Raw genomic sequence first — 15,168 nt, 5'->3', positions numbered from 1 at the left:
TCGCCGACCGAGCGGGCCGTCTTCGTGCTGCGCGAGGCGTTCGACGTCGGCTACGACGAGATCGCGGCCGCCGTCGACAAGAGCCCCGCGGCCGTTCGGCAGATAGCCCACCGCGCCCGTCGGCATGTCGACGCCCGCCGCCCCCGCCAGGTGGTCCCCCGGAGCGTGGCCGACGCGGCGCTGGAGTCGTTCCGGCGGGCCGTCGAGTCCGGCGACCCCCAGGGGCTGCTCGACGTGCTCGCCCCGCAGGTCGTCCTGGTGAGCGATGGCGGGGGCTTCAAGAAGGCATCGCCGCGGCCGGTCACCGGCGCCGACAAGGTGGCCCGCTTCATGCTCGGCGGGCTGCGCAGGGCCAGGACCACGACGATGATCCGGATCGAGCTGGACCCCACCCTGGTCAACGGCAGCCCCGCGCTGCTCGTCCGCATGGACGGAGAGGTCGACGGCGTCCTCGCGATCCGGGTCGAGGACGCCCGTATCGCCGGCCTCTACTACGTCCGCAACCCCGAGAAGCTGAGCCGCCTCGGCTCCGAGACCCCGCTCAGCCTCGGCTGAACGGCGATGATGACCGCATGACCTCATCCTTCGCATCCCTGCTGCCGAGTACCGAACGCGCCCTGCTCCACCGGATCGCGGTCGCGCAGACCGAGGGGCGCTCGCCCTCCTTCGCCGCCGGGGTGGTGCGGGAGGGGCGGGCCGTCTGGTTCGGGTCGCGTAGCTGTGTCGACGGGCACGAGCCGGACGCCGGGACGCAGTTCCGGATCGGCTCGATCACCAAGGTCTTCACCGCCGTCCTGGTGATGCGGCTGCGGGACGAAGGGCTCCTCGGGCTCGACGACCCACTGAAGAAGCACCTGAAGGGCACCGGCGTGGGCGAGGTGACGATCGCTCAGCTCCTCGGGCACAGCGCCGGTCTGGCCGCGGAGACACCGTCGCCGTGGTGGGAGCGCACGCCCGGTACGACGCGGCCCGAACTGGCCGACGTGCTGGGGGAGCGGCCGATGCTGCACCCGGCGGGGCGAGTCCACCACTACTCCAACCCCGGCTACACGCTGCTCGGTTCGCTCGTCGAGGCCGTGCGCGGAGTGTCCTGGGAAGAGGCGCTGCGCCGCGAGATCCTGGAGCCGCTGGGGCTTGACCGGACGACCGCCCAGCCGGTCGCCCCGCACGCCGGCGGGTGGGCGGTGCATCCGTGGGCCGATGTGATGCTGCCCGAACCGGCGGAGGATCTGGGACTCATGGCGCCGGCCGGCCAGCTCTGGTCGACGGTCGGCGACCTCTGCCGCTTCGCCGCGTTCCTGGCGGAGGGAGACGACCGGGTGCTCCGCCGGGCGTCCGTGGAGGAGATGCGGGTGCCCGCGGTGCCGCCGGCGGCCGGTGACGGGCAGGGCGGGTACGGTCTCGGGCTCCAGGTGCTGCGCAGCGGAGACCGGACGCTCGTCGGGCACACGGGATCGCTCCCGGGCTTCGTCGCCTGCCTCTGGGTGAGCGTCGAGGACGGGCTGGCCTCGGTGGCCCTGGCCAACGCCACGTCCGGCCCCCTCACGTCCGTCGTGGCGGCCGATCTCGTACGGATCGTGGCGGAGGCCGAGCCGCGCATCCCGGAGCCCTGGCGGCCTCTTCCCGCGGCCGAGGTCGACGAGGATCTGCTCGCGCTGACCGGCCCCTGGTACTGGGGCACGTACGCGTACGGGCTCAGGCTCGGCGCCGGGCGCGGGGTGACCCTGGAGCCGCTGCGCGGCGTCGGACGGCGGGCCACGTTCCGGGCGTTGCCGGAGGGAGGCTGGATCGGCCTCGACGGTTACTACCAGGGAGAGACGCTCAGGGTGGTGCGGCGGCCGGACGGCACGGTGAGCCATCTCGACCTGGGCTCCTTCGTCTTCACCCGGGAGCCCTACGAGCAGGGGGACGCCGTGCCCGGTGGTGTGGACGAGGCGGGTTGGCGCGGCCTCTGACCGGCCCGGCATGTGACGGAGGGCGATGTTTCACGTGAAACATCGCCCTCCGTCGCCGGGACGGGCTCAGAGGGTCAGCTTGAAGCCCACGTGGGAGGGCTCGAAGCCGAGCCGCTCGTAGAACCGGTGGGCGTCGGTGCGCGTGACGTCCGAGGTGAGCTGCACCAGTCGGCAGCCATGCGCACGGGACTCCTCGACGGCCCACTCGATGAGGCGGGTGCCGAGCCCGCTGCCGCGCTCCTCCGCGTGGATGCGGACGCCCTCGATGATCGAGCGGGTGGTGCCCCGGCGGGAGAGGCCGGGGATGACGGTGAGCTGAAGCGTGCCGACGACCCGTCCCGCGCGCTCGGCGACGACCAGATGCTGGTTCGGATCCGGGGCGAGCCGGTCGAAGGCGGCGATGTACGGCGTGAGGTCGTCTGGCGACTCGCGCTGGGCGCCCAGCGGGTCGTCGGCGAGCATCGCGACGATCGCGGAAAGGTCTGCCCGCTCGGCGGGCCGAATCTCAAGATCGCTCATGAGACCGAGGCTACGCCTCCGGCCGGTCGGTTCAGACGGGAACGCCGAGTCCTTCGACGACGCGGACGAGCGGGGCCAGCTCGGGGTTCTTGGCGGCCTCGTCGAGCGCCTCGCGCAGGGCGGCGTCATTGGTGGGGCGGGCCTCGTCGAGCAGCTTCTGCCCGGCCTCGGTGACATCGGTGTAGATGCCGCGCCGGTCCGTGGCGCACAGGTAGCGGGTGAGCAGACCACGGTCCTCGAGGCGGGTGACGAGCCGGGTGGTCGCGCTCTGGCTGAGTACGACGGCGTCGGCGACCTGCTTCATCTGGAGGTGCCCGCCGGGGCCGTCGTGCTGACGGCTGAGGACGTCGAGGAGCGAGAACTCGCGAACACTGAGACCGTGCCGGGACTCCAGAGCGCGCTCGATGTGCGCCTCGATCCTGCCGTGCAGCAGGGAGAGGGCGCACCAGCCCTGGGAGAGGGCCGTCAGGGCGGGGTCCGTCGCCGTCATGGTCATTCCTCGCTTCCTCGGTCTCTCCTCGGTCCGGAGCGGCTCTCTACCAGAGTAGACGATGAAGCGCAAAAATCGGCGTGCGCAACTAATTCCGGCCTATCCCGCGGCGACGGTCAGCGGTGCGAAACGGCGGCTCCAGTCGCCCGGGAGGTCGGGCAGGGAGCGGATCATGATGGTCGTCGTGGCGATCTGATCGAGGCCGTTCGACTTCAGCCAGGTCAGCAGCGAGGTGTGGCGGGTGTCGACGTCCGTGCGCAGCGGCCGGTCCGTGGCGGCGGCCAGCGAGGCGACCAGCGCCTGCGCCGTGCCCGGGTCCCGGGCGATCAGGGGGCCGATGACATGGGTGTCCATGTTGGGCCAGAGGGCGCCGAAGCCGGTGATCTCGCCGTCCTCCTCCGCGACCCGCACATGGTCGGCGAAGGCGGGAAGGCGGGTGATGAGGTGGGTGCGGTCGGCCCCGAAGATCTCCTGGTCGAGGCGCAGGACAGGGCGGAGGTCCTCCGCGGTCGCGGCCCGGACCGTGCGCTCGGGTGCCGGCTCGGTCGGCGTGAAACGGCCCCGGAGCATCTCCGACCGGCCGGCCGAGGTGAAGCCCAGTTGTTCGTAGAGCGGCTGCCCGTTGCTCGTGGCGTACAAGCTGAGCGGGGTGTCGCCGGCCTCCGCGAGGACGTGCCGCATCAGCCGGCGTCCCACGCCCCGGCGCTCGTACGCCTCGGCGACCAGCACCATGCCGATGGCGGCGAGACCGGGGCCGTACGAGGTCACGACGCAGGCCGTGAGCAGTCCCTTGCCCGCGGGGTCGTCGATGCCGTAGCCCACGCCCGCCGTGAGCAGCAGCCCCCACTTGCGCTCCTCGCGCAGCCATCCCCGGTTCTCGGAGAGATCGGCGCAGGCCAGCAGGTCGTCGGAGGTGAGGCGTCGGATCGGAAGCCGATCGAGCGGAGGATGCGAGAGGGGCATGGTGATCAGGCTCTCCGACCCGAGGAGGACGCGTCCACCGTTTTACGGGAAGCGGGCGCGCCCGTCGATGTTTCACGTGAAACACGGTGCCGGACATCCGCTGCCTCCCAAGTCTGACCGGGGGAGTAACCGGGCGTACTAGCCTCGGCGTACATGACCACCCTCGACGGCAGGCGCAGACTGCACCTCTTCGATCTCGACGGCACCCTGATCCGCGGCTCGGCCGCCGCGGTGGAGATCTCCCGGCAGCTCGGACTGAGCGAGGAGATCGAGAAGCTGGAGCAAGACTTCCTGCTGCGCGGGCTCGCCCCGGACGAGTTCGCGGTGCGGGCCCGTGAGCTCTGGGCCGAGCTCACCGAGGAGCACGTGACGGCCGCCTTCGAGGGGGCTCCCTGGCTCACCGGCATCCGTGAGGTGTGGGCGGAGATCCGGGCCGAGGGTGGCCACTGTGCGGTGATCTCCCTCTCGCCGGACTTCTTCGTCGAACGGCTCCTGGAATGGGGAGCGGACGCGGCCCACGGCTCACGCTGGCCCGCCGTTCCCTTCACCGAGCCGGTCCACCGGCCCGGCATCCTCAACGCCTCGGCGAAGGTTCGGATCGCCGGCGAGCTCTGCGCGCGATTCGGGGTCGAGCCGGCCGACTGTGTGGCCTACGGCGACTCCATGTCCGACGCGGAGCTCTTCGCCCTCGTCCCCGAGACCGTGGCGGTCAACGCGGACCACCACCTCGCCCACCTCGCGCGCCACAGCTACGCCGGGGCGGATCTGCGCGAGGCGTACGCGCTGGTCCGAAAGAGCGCAGCCTAGCCGTCCACGGAGGGCGAATCACCGGGAATCCCGCTTTCTGCCCGTTCTCGCCATCGGACTGCCATCCTGCGAGCACGGAGGCCGACTGCGGGGAGGCAAGGACATGACGGATGCTCCGGCTGGGGCGATGGACGCACCGCCCCGAATACCGGCCGCACGGCCGGTCCACGAGGAACCCTCGCCCGAGGAGCCCTTGGCCGAGGGGCCCCCGCCCGAGGAGGCCGCGCCCCGGCCCTCGGCCGACGCGGTTCTGGTCCGCCGCACCCTGGCGGAGATCGCCCCCGTGGCCGACCGGGTGACCTCGTACTTCTACGCGCTGCTCTTCACCCGCCACCCGGAGCTGCGGGCGATGTTCCCCGCCGCCATGGACACCCAGCGCGACCGGCTCCTCAAGGCGCTGCTCACGGCGGCCGAGCACCTCGACGACACCGCGGTGCTCACCGAGTACCTCCGGAACCTCGGGCGCGGGCACCGTAAGTACGGCACCCGGCCCGACCAGTACCCGGCGGTCGGTGAGGCCCTGATCGGCGCGCTCGACCGCTACGCCGTCTCCACCTGGGACGAGGACACGCAGGCGGCCTGGGTGCGGGCGTACACGACGATCTCGCAGATCATGATCGACGCCGCCGCCGAGGACGAGCGGCACGCGCCCGCCTGGTGGCAGGCCGAGGTGGTCTCCCACGATCTGCGGACTCCGGACATCGCCGTGATCACGCTCCGGCCCGACCAGCCCTATCCGTTCCTCGCCGGGCAGTACACGACCCTGGAGACGCCCTGGTGGCCGCGGATATGGCGGCACTACTCCTTCGCCTCCGCGCCCCGCCCGGACGGCCTTCTCTCTCTGCACGTCAAGGCCGTACCGGCGGGCTGGGTCTCCAACGCCCTGGTCCACCGTGCCCGCCCCGGGGACGTGCTGCGGCTCGGACCGCCGGCTGGTTCGATGACCGTGGACCACTCCACGGACAACGGGCTGCTCTGCCTCGGCGGCGGGACCGGCATCGCGCCGATCAAGGCGCTGGTCGAGGACGTCGCGGAGCACGGGGACCGACGACCGGTCGAGGTGTTCTACGGCGCCCGCAGCGGACACGACCTGTACGACATCGACACGATGATGAGGCTCCAGCAGACCTTCCCGTGGCTCGCCGTCCGCCCGGTCACCGAGAAGGAGGGACGGCTTCCCGACGCCGTGTGCCGGTACGGGCCGTGGGCCGAGTACGACGCCTATCTCTCGGGCCCGCTCGGCATGATCCGCAGCGGGGTCGACGCCCTGAGGGGCGCCGGCATCCCCACCGACCGGATCCGCCACGACTACCTGGGGGAGCTCGCGGTCCCGGCCTAGGGGGCGCCCCAGGCGGGCCTAGCCCAGGTCGGGCGCGTGCATGGCGCGGACGCCCTCGATGTTGCCGTCCAGGTAGTGGCGCAGCGAGAGGGGGACGAGATGGACGGCGGCGATCCCGACCCGGCTGAACGGCACGCGCACGATCTCGTACTCGCCCTGGGGCTCCTCGACCTCCGGGCCGTGCCGCTGCGCGGGGTCCATCGATTCGAGGCGGCAGACGAAGAAGTGCTGCACCTTCACCCCGGAGACACCGCCGTCGACGATGTGCTCGACGGTGTCGACGAAACAGGGCACCACGTCGACGATCTTGGCGCCGAGTTCCTCGTGGACCTCGCGGTGCAGGGCCTCGACGACCGTCGCGTCGGTGGGTTCGACCCCGCCGCCGGGCGTCACCCAGTAGGGGTCCATGCCGGGCTTGGTGCGCTTGATGAGGATCAGGTCGTCCCCGTCGAGCAGGATGGCGCGTGCGGTGCGCTTGACCACTGGTCGTTCGGTCATGGGAAGAAAATGGCCGTTCCCCGGTGTCCTGAAACGCACGGTGTCCCGAAAGTCACCAGTCCCCCGCGGCGCGCAGCAGCCGGTCGTGGGCCCGCGCGATGTGCGGCAGGGCGAGGGTGCCGGTGCGGACGACGAGGAAGTAGGTGCGCAGCGGCGGCACCGGCGGGTCGAGCAGCGCCACGAGCCGCCCCCGCTCCAGGTCGTCCTCGCACAGATAGCGCGGCAGCACGGCGAGGCCGGCGCCGGAGGCGGCCGACTCCAGGACGGCCCGCAGGTCGGGAGCGATCACGGTCGCCGCGGCGGCCGGTTTGGTCTCGAAGACGGCCGCCCAGTAGCGGGCGACGAAGGGAAGTGACTCGTGCACCTCGACCACGGGCAGTTGCTCCAGGACGACGGCGCCCTTGCGGAGCAGCACGTCGGGGGAGAGCCGGGCGGCCCAGCGCGGGGCCGCGACCAGGACGTGCTCCTCGTCGCAGAGCGGCGTGGCGGTGAAGAGGCCGCCCCGGGGCCGGGCGGTGGCGACGGCCAGGTCGTGGTGACCGGCGGCGAGACCGTCGAGGGTGTCCTCCGCGTTGCCCAGGAGGGAGGCGCGCACCGCGAGCCCTTGGGCCACCAGCGGGGTCAGCGCGGGCAGCACCCGGGCCGAGGTGAACTCGGGCGGTCCGGCGATGTGCAGGGTGCGCACTCCGCTCTGCTCGTCCAGGCCGGTCTCGGCGATCTCGACGAGCGCGTCCAGGTGCGGGGCGGCGCGGTGGGCGAGCTCGTCGCCGGTGGTGGTGGGCGTGACCCCTCGGGCCTGTCGGAGGAAGAGGGGGCGGCCGAGTTGGCGTTCCAGGGTGCGGATCTGGCTGGTGACGGCCGGCTGGGAGAGGCCGAGGAGCGCGGCGGCGCGGGTGAAGGAGCCGGCCCGGTGCACCGTGACGAACGTGCGCAGCAGGGTCAGATCCATGCCCGCCCCCTCCCGGCCGGTGCGGCCGTTCGACTCAGGCGGTCCGCTGACATCGCCTCAGGACCGTCCAACTATAAATAAGTCGATAGGTCGCTGTCGCTAGCGTGATTGGACACTGACGCTCAGTCAACTAGCCTTCTTAAGACAGGTCTCCGCGTGTTGATTCCGTGAGGGACCAGGGGCGTTCCGAGCCACGAGGGGGGAGGTTCGGAACGCCCCTTGCCTACCGCGCGGCCTTGTCGAGGGCGTTCAGGACGTCGGCGACGAGGTCGTCGGGGTCCTCCGCGCCCACCGAGAAGCGGACGAAGCCCTCGGGCACCGCGTCCCCGCCCCAGCGTCCGCGCCGCTCGGCCGTGGACCGCACCCCGCCGAAGCTGGTCGCGTCGTCGACCAGCCGCAGCGCGTCCAGGAAGCGGTCGGCCCACTCCCGGTCCGGCAGGACGAAGGAGACCACGGAACCGAACCGCCGCATCTGCCGGGCGGCCACCTCGTGGGAGGGGTCCCCGGGCAGCCCGGGGTACCGCAGCCCCGTCACGTCCCGGCGCCCGGCCAGCGCCTCGGCGAGCGCGAGCGCGGTCGCACACTGCCGGTCGATCCGCAACGCGAGGGTGGCGAGGGAGCGGTGGGCGAGCCATGCCTCCATCGGACCGGGGATCGCGCCGACGATCTTCCGCCAGCGCCGTACCTCGGCGGCCCGCTCCGGATCGCGGCAGGTCACGTGACCGAGCAGGATGTCGCCGTGGCCGGTCATGCCCTTGGTGTCGCTGGCCACGGAGAAGTCGGCGCCCAGGTGGAGGGGCCGCTGCCCGAGCGGGGTGGCCAGGGTGTTGTCGACGGCGACCAGGGCTCCCGCCTCGTGGGCCGCGGCCACCATGCGGCGCACGTCGCACACGTCGAGCCCCGGGTTGGACGGGGTCTCGAGCCACAGCAGCTTCGCCCCGGCCAGGACGGACAACTGGGCGTCCCCGCCGGTCGGTGCGGTGCGGACCTCGATCCCGTACGCCCGAAGCTGCTCGTGCAGCAGCGGCAGCGCCTGGTAGCCGTCGGTGGGGAGGACGACGGCGTCGCCGCTGCTGAGCTGGGAGAACAGGACGGCCGAGATGGCGGCCATGCCGGAGGCGAAGACCAGCGTCTCCACGCCGCTCTCCCCCGGCGCCTCCAGCTCGCCGATCGCCCGTTCCAGATGGGTCCAGGTGGGGTTCTCGTCACGGCCGTACGTGTACGGGCCGGTGGGCTCGCCGGGCAGATGGAAATGGGCCGCGAAGACCGGGCCCGGCAGGGTCGGCTCGTACTTCACGGGCTCGGGCAGTCCGGCCCGCACCGCGCGCGTGCCGTCGCCGAGGGCGCGGTGCTCCTCGGCGCTCGTGCCGTCGCCCGTACCGCTCACCGTGTTCCTGTCGCTCATGCGGCCCTCAGTCGCCGTCGGGCAGGACGACGTTCAGCGCCCAGGAGACGACGGAGATGATCAGGGCGCCGAGTACGGCGGTCCAGAAGCCCTCCACGTGGAAGCTGAGGTCGAGCTTGTCGGCCAGCCAGGAGGTCAGCAGCAGCATGAGCGCGTTGACGATCAGGGTGATCAGACCGAGGGTCAGGACGAAGAGCGGGAACGTGAGCAGCTTCACGACCGGCTTCACCAGGAAGTTCACCAGACCGAAAACAAGCGCGACCAGGATCAGGGTCCAGGCCGTCTTGCCGGTGCTGTCACCGGTCAGTGTGATGTCCTGGAGCAGCCAGATGGCGACACCCAGGGCGCCCGCGTTCGCGAGCGTCTTGACGACGAAATTCTTCATGTGTCAGATCGTGGCAGACATGATCTGGCCAAGGGCAGGGGCGGACGAGCGATGAAGGCATTCCGACTGGACGAGCTGGAAGCGGAGCGGGCGGCCAACGACGGCGCCTACCTCCAGTTCCTGCGGGAGCGGAACATGTCGGTCGGCCTGTACGCGCTCGACGCGGGCCAGTTGGACCCCCAGCAGCCGCACGGGCAGGACGAGGTGTACTTCGTGGTGAGCGGCAGGGCCGCGATCACGGTGGGGACGGAGACCACCCAGGTGGCGCGCGGCAGTGTCGTCTACGTGCCGGCCGGAGTGCCGCACAAGTTCCACCACATCACGGAGGACCTGCGGGTGATGGTGGTGTTCTCGCCCCCGGAGGGCTGAGCCCCGGGCACGGGCCAGGACGGTCGGGGGGCCCGCCCCTTAGGGGGTGGATCAGGGAGAAGCGGGGGCCGGGAGGCCCCCGTTCGCTTGGTCCCCGCCCCTAGCATCGAGGGTGTCCGGCGCACAGCGTGCCGGCGGCCTTCGGAGATGAGGTAAGCGCAATGGCGGTGAAGGAGATTCTCGCGGGGATGCCGTGGTGGGTGAAGTGGGTCGCCATACCCCTCATCGCCCTGGTCGTCTTCGGTGGTCTGATCACCAGCGTCCTGACCTTCGTGGTCGGACTGCTCTTCAAGCTGCTGGTGTTCGTGGCCCTGGTCGGCGGTCTGATCTACGTGGTCCGGAAGTTCACGTCCTCCTCGACCTCGCGCGGGGACTGGTAGCCGCCACCGCCGGTTACCCGACGGTAGGAAGTCCCCGCAGGGCGTTAGCCCGCCCGAGCGAACGCCCAGGTTGAAACGGACAATGGCCCTGGGAGCTGCCATTAGAGTGTAAAACCGCTGCCGCCCCCGGGAACCACAGGCGAAGACCTCGATCGAGTCGACCGGTCCCAGGTCGCGGCGGGCGCGCGGGGGCGGCCCCCGCGGGCGGGTGCGACGCACTCGTCGACACGCCTGGGGGTGACCTTTGGCCACTGCTTCGCAGCCCGCTGCTCCTACTCTGATCGGCTCGGTGCAGAGAGCACTGAGACTGCTCGAGGCCGTGGGTTCCCACGAGGACGGGGCGCCCGCCAAACAGCTCGCGCGCGAGGCGGGGCTCCCGCTCCCGACCGCGTACCACCTGCTCCGCACCCTGACGCACGAGGGCTATCTGCGCCGTGAGAAGGGTGTGTTCGTCTTCGGGGACGCCGCCGGCCGCTTGATGGGCGGCGGCGTTCTGCAGAATCGTCGCACCAAGATCGAAGACTCTCTCGCCCGCTGGCGCGACACCATCGGCGTCCCCGTCTACTTCGCCGTCTACCGCGAGGGTGAGATCGAGCTCGTCGCCGTCGCCGACACTCCCGCCGCCCCGGCCGTGGAGGAATGGGCGGACTTCCGGCAGACCGGCCACGCGCACGCCATCGGGCAGTGTCTGCTGAGTCAACTGGATCTGAAGAGCCGTCAAGACCACCTCGACCGACATCCGGTCGAAGCCATCACGCCGTATACGGTGCGTAATCAGCGCGCCCTTTTGGAGCGTTTGAGCGGTATGGGGCGAATGGAACCGCTGGTAGAGCGTCAGGAATATGCGCTCGGCACAGTCTGCGCCGCCATCCCCATCACCGCGGGCTCCACGGCGGCCGCCATGGCGATTTCGCTGCCTCTTCACCAGGAAGAACGGTTGCTGCCTGCTATCGAGCAGCTACAGAACGAGATCGGAAGGCTCTTCAGTTCACTCGCCTTCTCTATCAGTATCTGAAAAATCACTCCTTGTGATCTGCTAGCGCGTACAGCACGATTGCGTCAAGAGGGCCATGACGGATCATTCCTGGCCGTTTCGACCACAGCTTTCAGCAGCGTGTTTACACAACTGCCCATCTACTGCGGGGTACAAGATGCGAGAGACGGTTCAGGCCGAGGTCCTGATGAGCTTCCTCGTCTCCGAGGAGCTCTCCTTCAGGATCCCGGTGGAACTGCGATACGAGACCCGCGATCCCTATGCGGTGCGGATGACCTTCCACCTTCCCGGAGACGCGCCCGTCACCTGGGCGTTCGGCAGGGAATTGCTGGTCGACGGGATCAACCGGGCCACCGGGGACGGTGATGTGCACATCGCGCCGTCCGATCCCGAGAGACTCTCCGACGTGCTGATCCGGCTCCAGGTCGGCAGTGACCGCGCCCTGTTCCGGGCGAGCGCGCCGCCGCTGGTCGCCTTCCTCGACCGTACGGACAAGCTCGTTCCGCTCGGTCAGGAACGGACGCTGGGCGACTTCGAGGACAACCTGGAGGCCGCGCTGGGACGGATCCTGGCGGAGGAGAACGCCGGCTGAGGCCCGGACACCCGGGGTGACACCGGGCGGTCGCCGGGTCACTTGGCCCGGCGCCGCCGCCCGCCCCGCCCCGACCGCTGACCCCCGGCGCCCGCGCGCTGGCCTCCGGCGCCGGCCCGCTGCTCGCCGCCCCCCGGACGGTCGGCCGAGACGACCAGCGCCGCCAGGCCGGTGGTGACGGGCACCGAGGCGACCAGACCGATCGAGCCGATCAGCGTGCGCACGATCTCCTCCGCGACCAGTTCGCTGTTGGCTACCGTCCCCACACTGCTCTGCGCGATCGAGAACAGCAGCAGCAGCGGCAGCGCCGCACCCGCGTACGCCAGGACCAGGGTGTTCACCACCGAGGCGATGTGGTCGCGGCCGATCCGGATCCCGGCCCGGTACAGCGCCCGCGGCCCCATCCGCGGATCGGCCTGGTGCAGTTCCCAGACCGCCGAGGTCTGGGTCACCGTCACGTCGTCGAGGACGCCGAGCGAACCGATGATCACGCCGGCGAGCAGCAGACCGGACATGTCGATCTCCGGGTAGAGCCCGTGGATGAGACCGGTGTTGTCGTCCGTGTTGCCGCTCAGCGAGGCCCAGCCGATGAACAGCGAGCCGAGCAGGCCGATCAGCAGCAGCGAGACCAGCGTCCCGAGCACCGCGACCGAGGTGCGGGCCGAGAGGCCGTGGCACATGTAGAGGGCTGCCAGCATGATGGCGCTCGATCCGACGACCGCCACCACCAGAGGGTTGGACCCCTGGAGGATCGCCGGGAGGATGAAGAGGGTCAGCACCAGGAAACTCACGGCGAGCGCGATCAGCGCCATCAGCCCGCGCATCCGGCCGACGACCACGACGGCGAGCGCGAAGATGCCGGCGAGCAGGCCGATCGGCAGCTTCCGGTTCACATCCGTGACGGAGTACTGCAGATCGCGCGGCGCGTCCGGCGCGTACGCCACCACCACGCCCTGACCCTCGTCCAGTTGCCGCGGGGCGTCCGGCTGGACGATCTCCGTGAACTTCCGGCCCTTGTCCGGTCCGGTGGTCACCTCGACCGTCGCCTTCTCACACTGCCCCTGCTGGGCGTCGACCGCCTCGCGGCCCTGCGGCGTGGACGTGTCCCCGGTCGGCGGGACCTGGGCCGCGTTCACGTCCTTGCAGTCGACCTGTTCGACGGCGACGACCTTGCCCTGCTCGGTCTGCCGGTCGAAGCCGACCCCGGTGCGCTCGTGCGCCGGGGCGCCACCCGGCCACAGCACCAGGAGCCCGACGACCACGGCGGTGGCGAACGGGATCAGAACGGCGGCGATGACCTTGCGCAGATGCCGGGACACCGGCGCGGCGGGGCCGTGACTGTGCGCGTGGGAATGCCCATGGCCGGGCGCGCGGCCGGGCTCGTGCCCGTGCTGGTGCCCGTGCTCGTCGCCATGCTCATGGCCGTGCGGTTCGGGGGTCTGCTGCGAGGAGGTCACCGACCGATCATCGCAAGAACGTCAGGGCCCCCACTGTTCAGCACGCCCGGGATGACGCTAGCGTGGTGACACCTTTGCACACGCGGGAGCTCGGAGCACCGGGCTGAGAGGGCGCTGACCACGAGCTGCGCCGACCGCCGAACCTGTTACCGGGTAATGCCGGCGTAGGGAGATAGGTCTCATGACCATTCAGGACGCACGCACGCCTGCCTCCGACCAGGACGGCCAGGACGACCGGAGCGGCAGCGGCCGACAGGAGCGCACGCCGGGCTGGCACAAGGGATACGTCGAGGGTTCCCGCCCCGACATCCGGGTGCCGGTCCGTCAGGTGCACCTCACCAACGGCAAGGACGTGACGCTGTACGACACGTCCGGTCCGTACACCGACCCGACCATCGACACCGACGTACGGCGCGGGCTGCCGCCGCTGCGCGAGAACTGGATCATCGCGCGCGGCGACACCGAGGAGTACCCGGGCCGTCCGGTCCGCCCCGAGGACGACGGCATCAAGCACACCTCGCCGCGCGGCGGCGGGCTGCGCAACCTCGACGCGGTCTTCCCGGGCCGCCCCCGGCTGCCCCGCCGGGGCCGTGACGGCCAGGCCGTCACGCAGCTCGCGTACGCCCGCCGGGGCGAGATCACCCCGGAGATGGAGTACGTCGCGATCCGCGAGAACGTCTCCCCCGAGGTCGTACGGGAGGAGATCGCGGCGGGCCGGGCGGTGCTGCCGGCGAACGTCAACCACCCGGAGATCGAGCCGATGATCATCGGCAAGCGGTTCCTGGTGAAGGTCAACGCCAACATCGGCAACTCCGCGGTCACCTCGTCCATCGAGGAGGAGGTGGAGAAGATGACCTGGGCCACCAAGTGGGGCGCCGACACGGTCATGGACCTCTCCACCGGCCGCAACATCCACACCACCCGCGAGTGGGTGCTGCGCAACTCCCCCGTGCCGATCGGCACCGTGCCGCTCTACCAGGCCCTGGAGAAGGTCGACGGCAAGGCCGAGGAGCTGACCTGGGAGATCTACAAGGACACGGTCATCGAGCAGGCCGAGCAGGGCGTCGACTACATGACCGTGCACGCCGGTGTGCTGCTGCCGTACGTGCCGCTCACCGCGCGTCGCAAGACCGGCATCGTCTCGCGCGGCGGCTCGATCATGGCCGCCTGGTGCCTCGCGCACCACAAGGAGAACTTCCTCTACACGAACTTCGAGGAGCTCTGCGAGATCCTGGCGGCGTACGACGTCACGTACTCGCTCGGGGACGGCCTGCGGCCCGGCTCGATCGCGGACGCCAACGACGAGGCGCAGTTCGCCGAGCTGCGGACGCTCGGCGAGCTGAACACGATCGCCAAGCGCCACAATGTGCAGACGATGATCGAGGGCCCGGGGCACGTCCCGATGCACAAGATCAAGGAGAACATCGACCTTCAGCAGGAGATCTGCGAGGAGGCGCCGTTCTACACGCTCGGCCCGCTGACCACGGACGTCGCTCCCGCGTACGACCACATCACCTCGGGCATCGGCGCCGCGATGATCGCCTGGTGGGGCACCGCGATGCTCTGCTACGTGACGCCTAAGGAGCACCTGGGCCTGCCCAACAAGGACGACGTCAAGACGGGCGTCATCACCTACAAGATCGCGGCGCACGCGGCGGACCTGGCCAAGGGCCACCCGGGCGCGCAGGAGTGGGACGACGCCCTGTCGGACGCGCGCTTCGAGTTCCGGTGGGAGGACCAGTTCAACCTGGCCCTCGACCCGGACACGGCCCGCGAGTTCCACGACGAGACGCTGCCGGCGGAGCCCGCGAAGACGGCGCACTTCTGCTCCATGTGCGGCCCGAAGTTCTGCTCGATGAAGATCTCCCAGGACATCCGCCGCGAGCACGGCGGTGACCTGAAGGCGGACGAGATCGAGCAGGGCATGGCCGCGAAGTCGGCCGAGTTCGCGGCGGCGGGCAACCGGGTCTATCTGCCGATGGCGGACTGACCTCCACGGACGCGGCCGGCTGACGCCCCCGGGGGAGGCCTTCGGCGGTCTGCTGCTCCTCGGCGGACGCCTCTCC

17 protein-coding genes and 1 riboswitch are annotated in these 15,168 nt (G+C 70.7%); of the genes, 9 read left to right on the top strand and 8 right to left on the bottom strand.

The window, feature by feature from the left end:
* Both ABZ135_RS37785 and ABZ135_RS37780 read left to right on the top strand, forming a co-directional pair.
* A partial coding sequence (locus tag ABZ135_RS37785) for a sigma factor-like helix-turn-helix DNA-binding protein (protein WP_356702762.1) occupies positions 1–555 on the top strand: 555 nt, incomplete at its 5' end.
* 17 nt (positions 556–572) lie between these two features.
* Positions 573–1,955, top strand: a complete 1,383-nt coding sequence (locus ABZ135_RS37780) for a serine hydrolase domain-containing protein (protein WP_356702759.1) — start codon at positions 573–575, stop codon at positions 1,953–1,955.
* Positions 1,956–2,021: 66 nt separating this feature from the next.
* On the opposite strand, the gene ABZ135_RS37775 is transcribed toward ABZ135_RS37780, so the two are convergent.
* The 3 genes from ABZ135_RS37775 to ABZ135_RS37765 form a co-directional block, all read right to left on the bottom strand.
* The gene (locus ABZ135_RS37775; protein WP_356702758.1) at positions 2,022–2,474 is read right to left on the bottom strand and encodes a GNAT family N-acetyltransferase; all 453 of its coding nucleotides are present in this window, start codon (positions 2,472–2,474) and stop codon (positions 2,022–2,024) included.
* 31 nt (positions 2,475–2,505) lie between these two features.
* Positions 2,506–2,964: a MarR family transcriptional regulator gene (locus ABZ135_RS37770; protein ID WP_356702755.1), complete on the bottom strand. Its 459-nt coding sequence runs from the start codon at positions 2,962–2,964 to the stop codon at positions 2,506–2,508.
* 99 nt (positions 2,965–3,063) lie between these two features.
* Positions 3,064–3,927, bottom strand: coding sequence for a GNAT family N-acetyltransferase (locus tag ABZ135_RS37765; protein ID WP_356702753.1), 864 nt, complete (start codon positions 3,925–3,927; stop codon positions 3,064–3,066).
* A 153-nt stretch (positions 3,928–4,080) separates the two neighbouring features.
* Between ABZ135_RS37765 and ABZ135_RS37760 the strand changes: the two genes are divergently transcribed.
* The gene (locus ABZ135_RS37760) at positions 4,081–4,734 is read left to right on the top strand and encodes an HAD-IB family phosphatase (protein WP_356702751.1); all 654 of its coding nucleotides are present in this window, start codon (positions 4,081–4,083) and stop codon (positions 4,732–4,734) included.
* Entirely contained in the window at positions 4,691–6,073 is a 1,383-nt protein-coding gene (locus tag ABZ135_RS37755; protein WP_356702764.1) for a globin domain-containing protein, read from the top strand. Before ABZ135_RS37760 ends, ABZ135_RS37755 begins: the two co-directional genes overlap by 44 nt.
* Before the next feature lie 18 nt (positions 6,074–6,091).
* Here ABZ135_RS37755 and ABZ135_RS37750 read toward each other — a convergent pair whose 3' ends face one another.
* From ABZ135_RS37750 to ABZ135_RS37735, 4 genes are all read right to left on the bottom strand, one after another.
* Positions 6,092–6,571 (bottom strand): NUDIX hydrolase, encoded by a 480-nt coding sequence (locus ABZ135_RS37750; protein ID WP_356702749.1) that lies wholly within the window; start codon positions 6,569–6,571, stop codon positions 6,092–6,094.
* A 52-nt stretch (positions 6,572–6,623) separates the two neighbouring features.
* Positions 6,624–7,520, bottom strand: a complete 897-nt coding sequence (locus ABZ135_RS37745) for a LysR family transcriptional regulator (protein ID WP_356702748.1) — start codon at positions 7,518–7,520, stop codon at positions 6,624–6,626.
* 223 nt (positions 7,521–7,743) lie between these two features.
* Entirely contained in the window at positions 7,744–8,925 is a 1,182-nt protein-coding gene (locus ABZ135_RS37740; RefSeq protein ID WP_356702746.1) for a cystathionine gamma-lyase, read from the bottom strand.
* Between the two features lie 7 nt (positions 8,926–8,932).
* Positions 8,933–9,310 (bottom strand): phage holin family protein, encoded by a 378-nt coding sequence (locus tag ABZ135_RS37735; RefSeq protein WP_356702744.1) that lies wholly within the window; start codon positions 9,308–9,310, stop codon positions 8,933–8,935.
* 51 nt (positions 9,311–9,361) lie between these two features.
* Between ABZ135_RS37735 and ABZ135_RS37730 the strand changes: the two genes are divergently transcribed.
* From ABZ135_RS37730 to ABZ135_RS37715, 4 genes are all read left to right on the top strand, one after another.
* Complete coding sequence (locus ABZ135_RS37730) at positions 9,362–9,679, top strand: cupin domain-containing protein (RefSeq protein WP_356702742.1); 318 nt, start codon at positions 9,362–9,364, stop codon at positions 9,677–9,679.
* A 161-nt stretch (positions 9,680–9,840) separates the two neighbouring features.
* Positions 9,841–10,059 carry a DUF5326 family protein gene (locus ABZ135_RS37725; RefSeq protein WP_352076825.1) on the top strand — a complete coding sequence of 73 codons (219 nt, stop codon included), beginning with the start codon at positions 9,841–9,843 and terminating at the stop codon, positions 10,057–10,059.
* Between the two features lie 244 nt (positions 10,060–10,303).
* Positions 10,304–11,074 (top strand): helix-turn-helix domain-containing protein, encoded by a 771-nt coding sequence (locus ABZ135_RS37720; RefSeq protein WP_356702740.1) that lies wholly within the window; start codon positions 10,304–10,306, stop codon positions 11,072–11,074.
* Between the two features lie 136 nt (positions 11,075–11,210).
* Positions 11,211–11,645 (top strand): SsgA family sporulation/cell division regulator, encoded by a 435-nt coding sequence (locus ABZ135_RS37715; protein WP_356702738.1) that lies wholly within the window; start codon positions 11,211–11,213, stop codon positions 11,643–11,645.
* 38 nt (positions 11,646–11,683) lie between these two features.
* On the opposite strand, the gene ABZ135_RS37710 is transcribed toward ABZ135_RS37715, so the two are convergent.
* Positions 11,684–13,102, bottom strand: coding sequence for a YibE/F family protein (locus ABZ135_RS37710; protein ID WP_356702736.1), 1,419 nt, complete (start codon positions 13,100–13,102; stop codon positions 11,684–11,686).
* Positions 13,103–13,174: 72 nt separating this feature from the next.
* Positions 13,175–13,290: riboswitch (TPP riboswitch) on the top strand.
* Here ABZ135_RS37710 and thiC point away from each other — a divergent pair.
* Entirely contained in the window at positions 13,284–15,092 is a 1,809-nt protein-coding gene (gene thiC, locus ABZ135_RS37705) for a phosphomethylpyrimidine synthase ThiC (protein WP_356702734.1), read from the top strand. It overlaps the preceding riboswitch by 7 nt.
* Positions 15,093–15,168: the final 76 nt, after the last annotated feature.

This window comes from Streptomyces sp. NPDC006339 (assembly GCF_040612775.1).
Lineage (GTDB): Bacteria > Actinomycetota > Actinomycetes > Streptomycetales > Streptomycetaceae > Streptomyces.
The sequence above is the reverse complement of the archived record's forward strand: the minus strand, read 5'-3'. Positions and strand labels throughout refer to the sequence as shown.

Bases quoted from the DNA above. Each gene is read 5' to 3' on its own strand.
- ABZ135_RS37730 (WP_356702742.1), top strand. From the start codon at position 9,362: ATGAAGGCATTCCGACTGGACGAGCTGGAAGCGGAGCGGGCGGCCAAC.
- ABZ135_RS37745 (WP_356702748.1), bottom strand. From the start codon at position 7,520: ATGGATCTGACCCTGCTGCGCACGTTCGTCACGGTGCACCGGGCCGGC.
- ABZ135_RS37740 (WP_356702746.1), bottom strand. From the start codon at position 8,925: ATGAGCGACAGGAACACGGTGAGCGGTACGGGCGACGGCACGAGCGCC.
- thiC (WP_356702734.1), top strand. From the start codon at position 13,284: ATGACCATTCAGGACGCACGCACGCCTGCCTCCGACCAGGACGGCCAG.
- ABZ135_RS37725 (WP_352076825.1), top strand. From the start codon at position 9,841: ATGGCGGTGAAGGAGATTCTCGCGGGGATGCCGTGGTGGGTGAAGTGG.
- ABZ135_RS37760 (WP_356702751.1), top strand. From the start codon at position 4,081: ATGACCACCCTCGACGGCAGGCGCAGACTGCACCTCTTCGATCTCGAC.
- ABZ135_RS37715 (WP_356702738.1), top strand. From the start codon at position 11,211: ATGCGAGAGACGGTTCAGGCCGAGGTCCTGATGAGCTTCCTCGTCTCC.
- ABZ135_RS37735 (WP_356702744.1), bottom strand. From the start codon at position 9,310: ATGAAGAATTTCGTCGTCAAGACGCTCGCGAACGCGGGCGCCCTGGGT.
- ABZ135_RS37775 (WP_356702758.1), bottom strand. From the start codon at position 2,474: ATGAGCGATCTTGAGATTCGGCCCGCCGAGCGGGCAGACCTTTCCGCG.
- ABZ135_RS37770 (WP_356702755.1), bottom strand. From the start codon at position 2,964: ATGACGGCGACGGACCCCGCCCTGACGGCCCTCTCCCAGGGCTGGTGC.
- ABZ135_RS37750 (WP_356702749.1), bottom strand. From the start codon at position 6,571: ATGACCGAACGACCAGTGGTCAAGCGCACCGCACGCGCCATCCTGCTC.
- ABZ135_RS37765 (WP_356702753.1), bottom strand. From the start codon at position 3,927: ATGCCCCTCTCGCATCCTCCGCTCGATCGGCTTCCGATCCGACGCCTC.
- ABZ135_RS37780 (WP_356702759.1), top strand. From the start codon at position 573: ATGACCTCATCCTTCGCATCCCTGCTGCCGAGTACCGAACGCGCCCTG.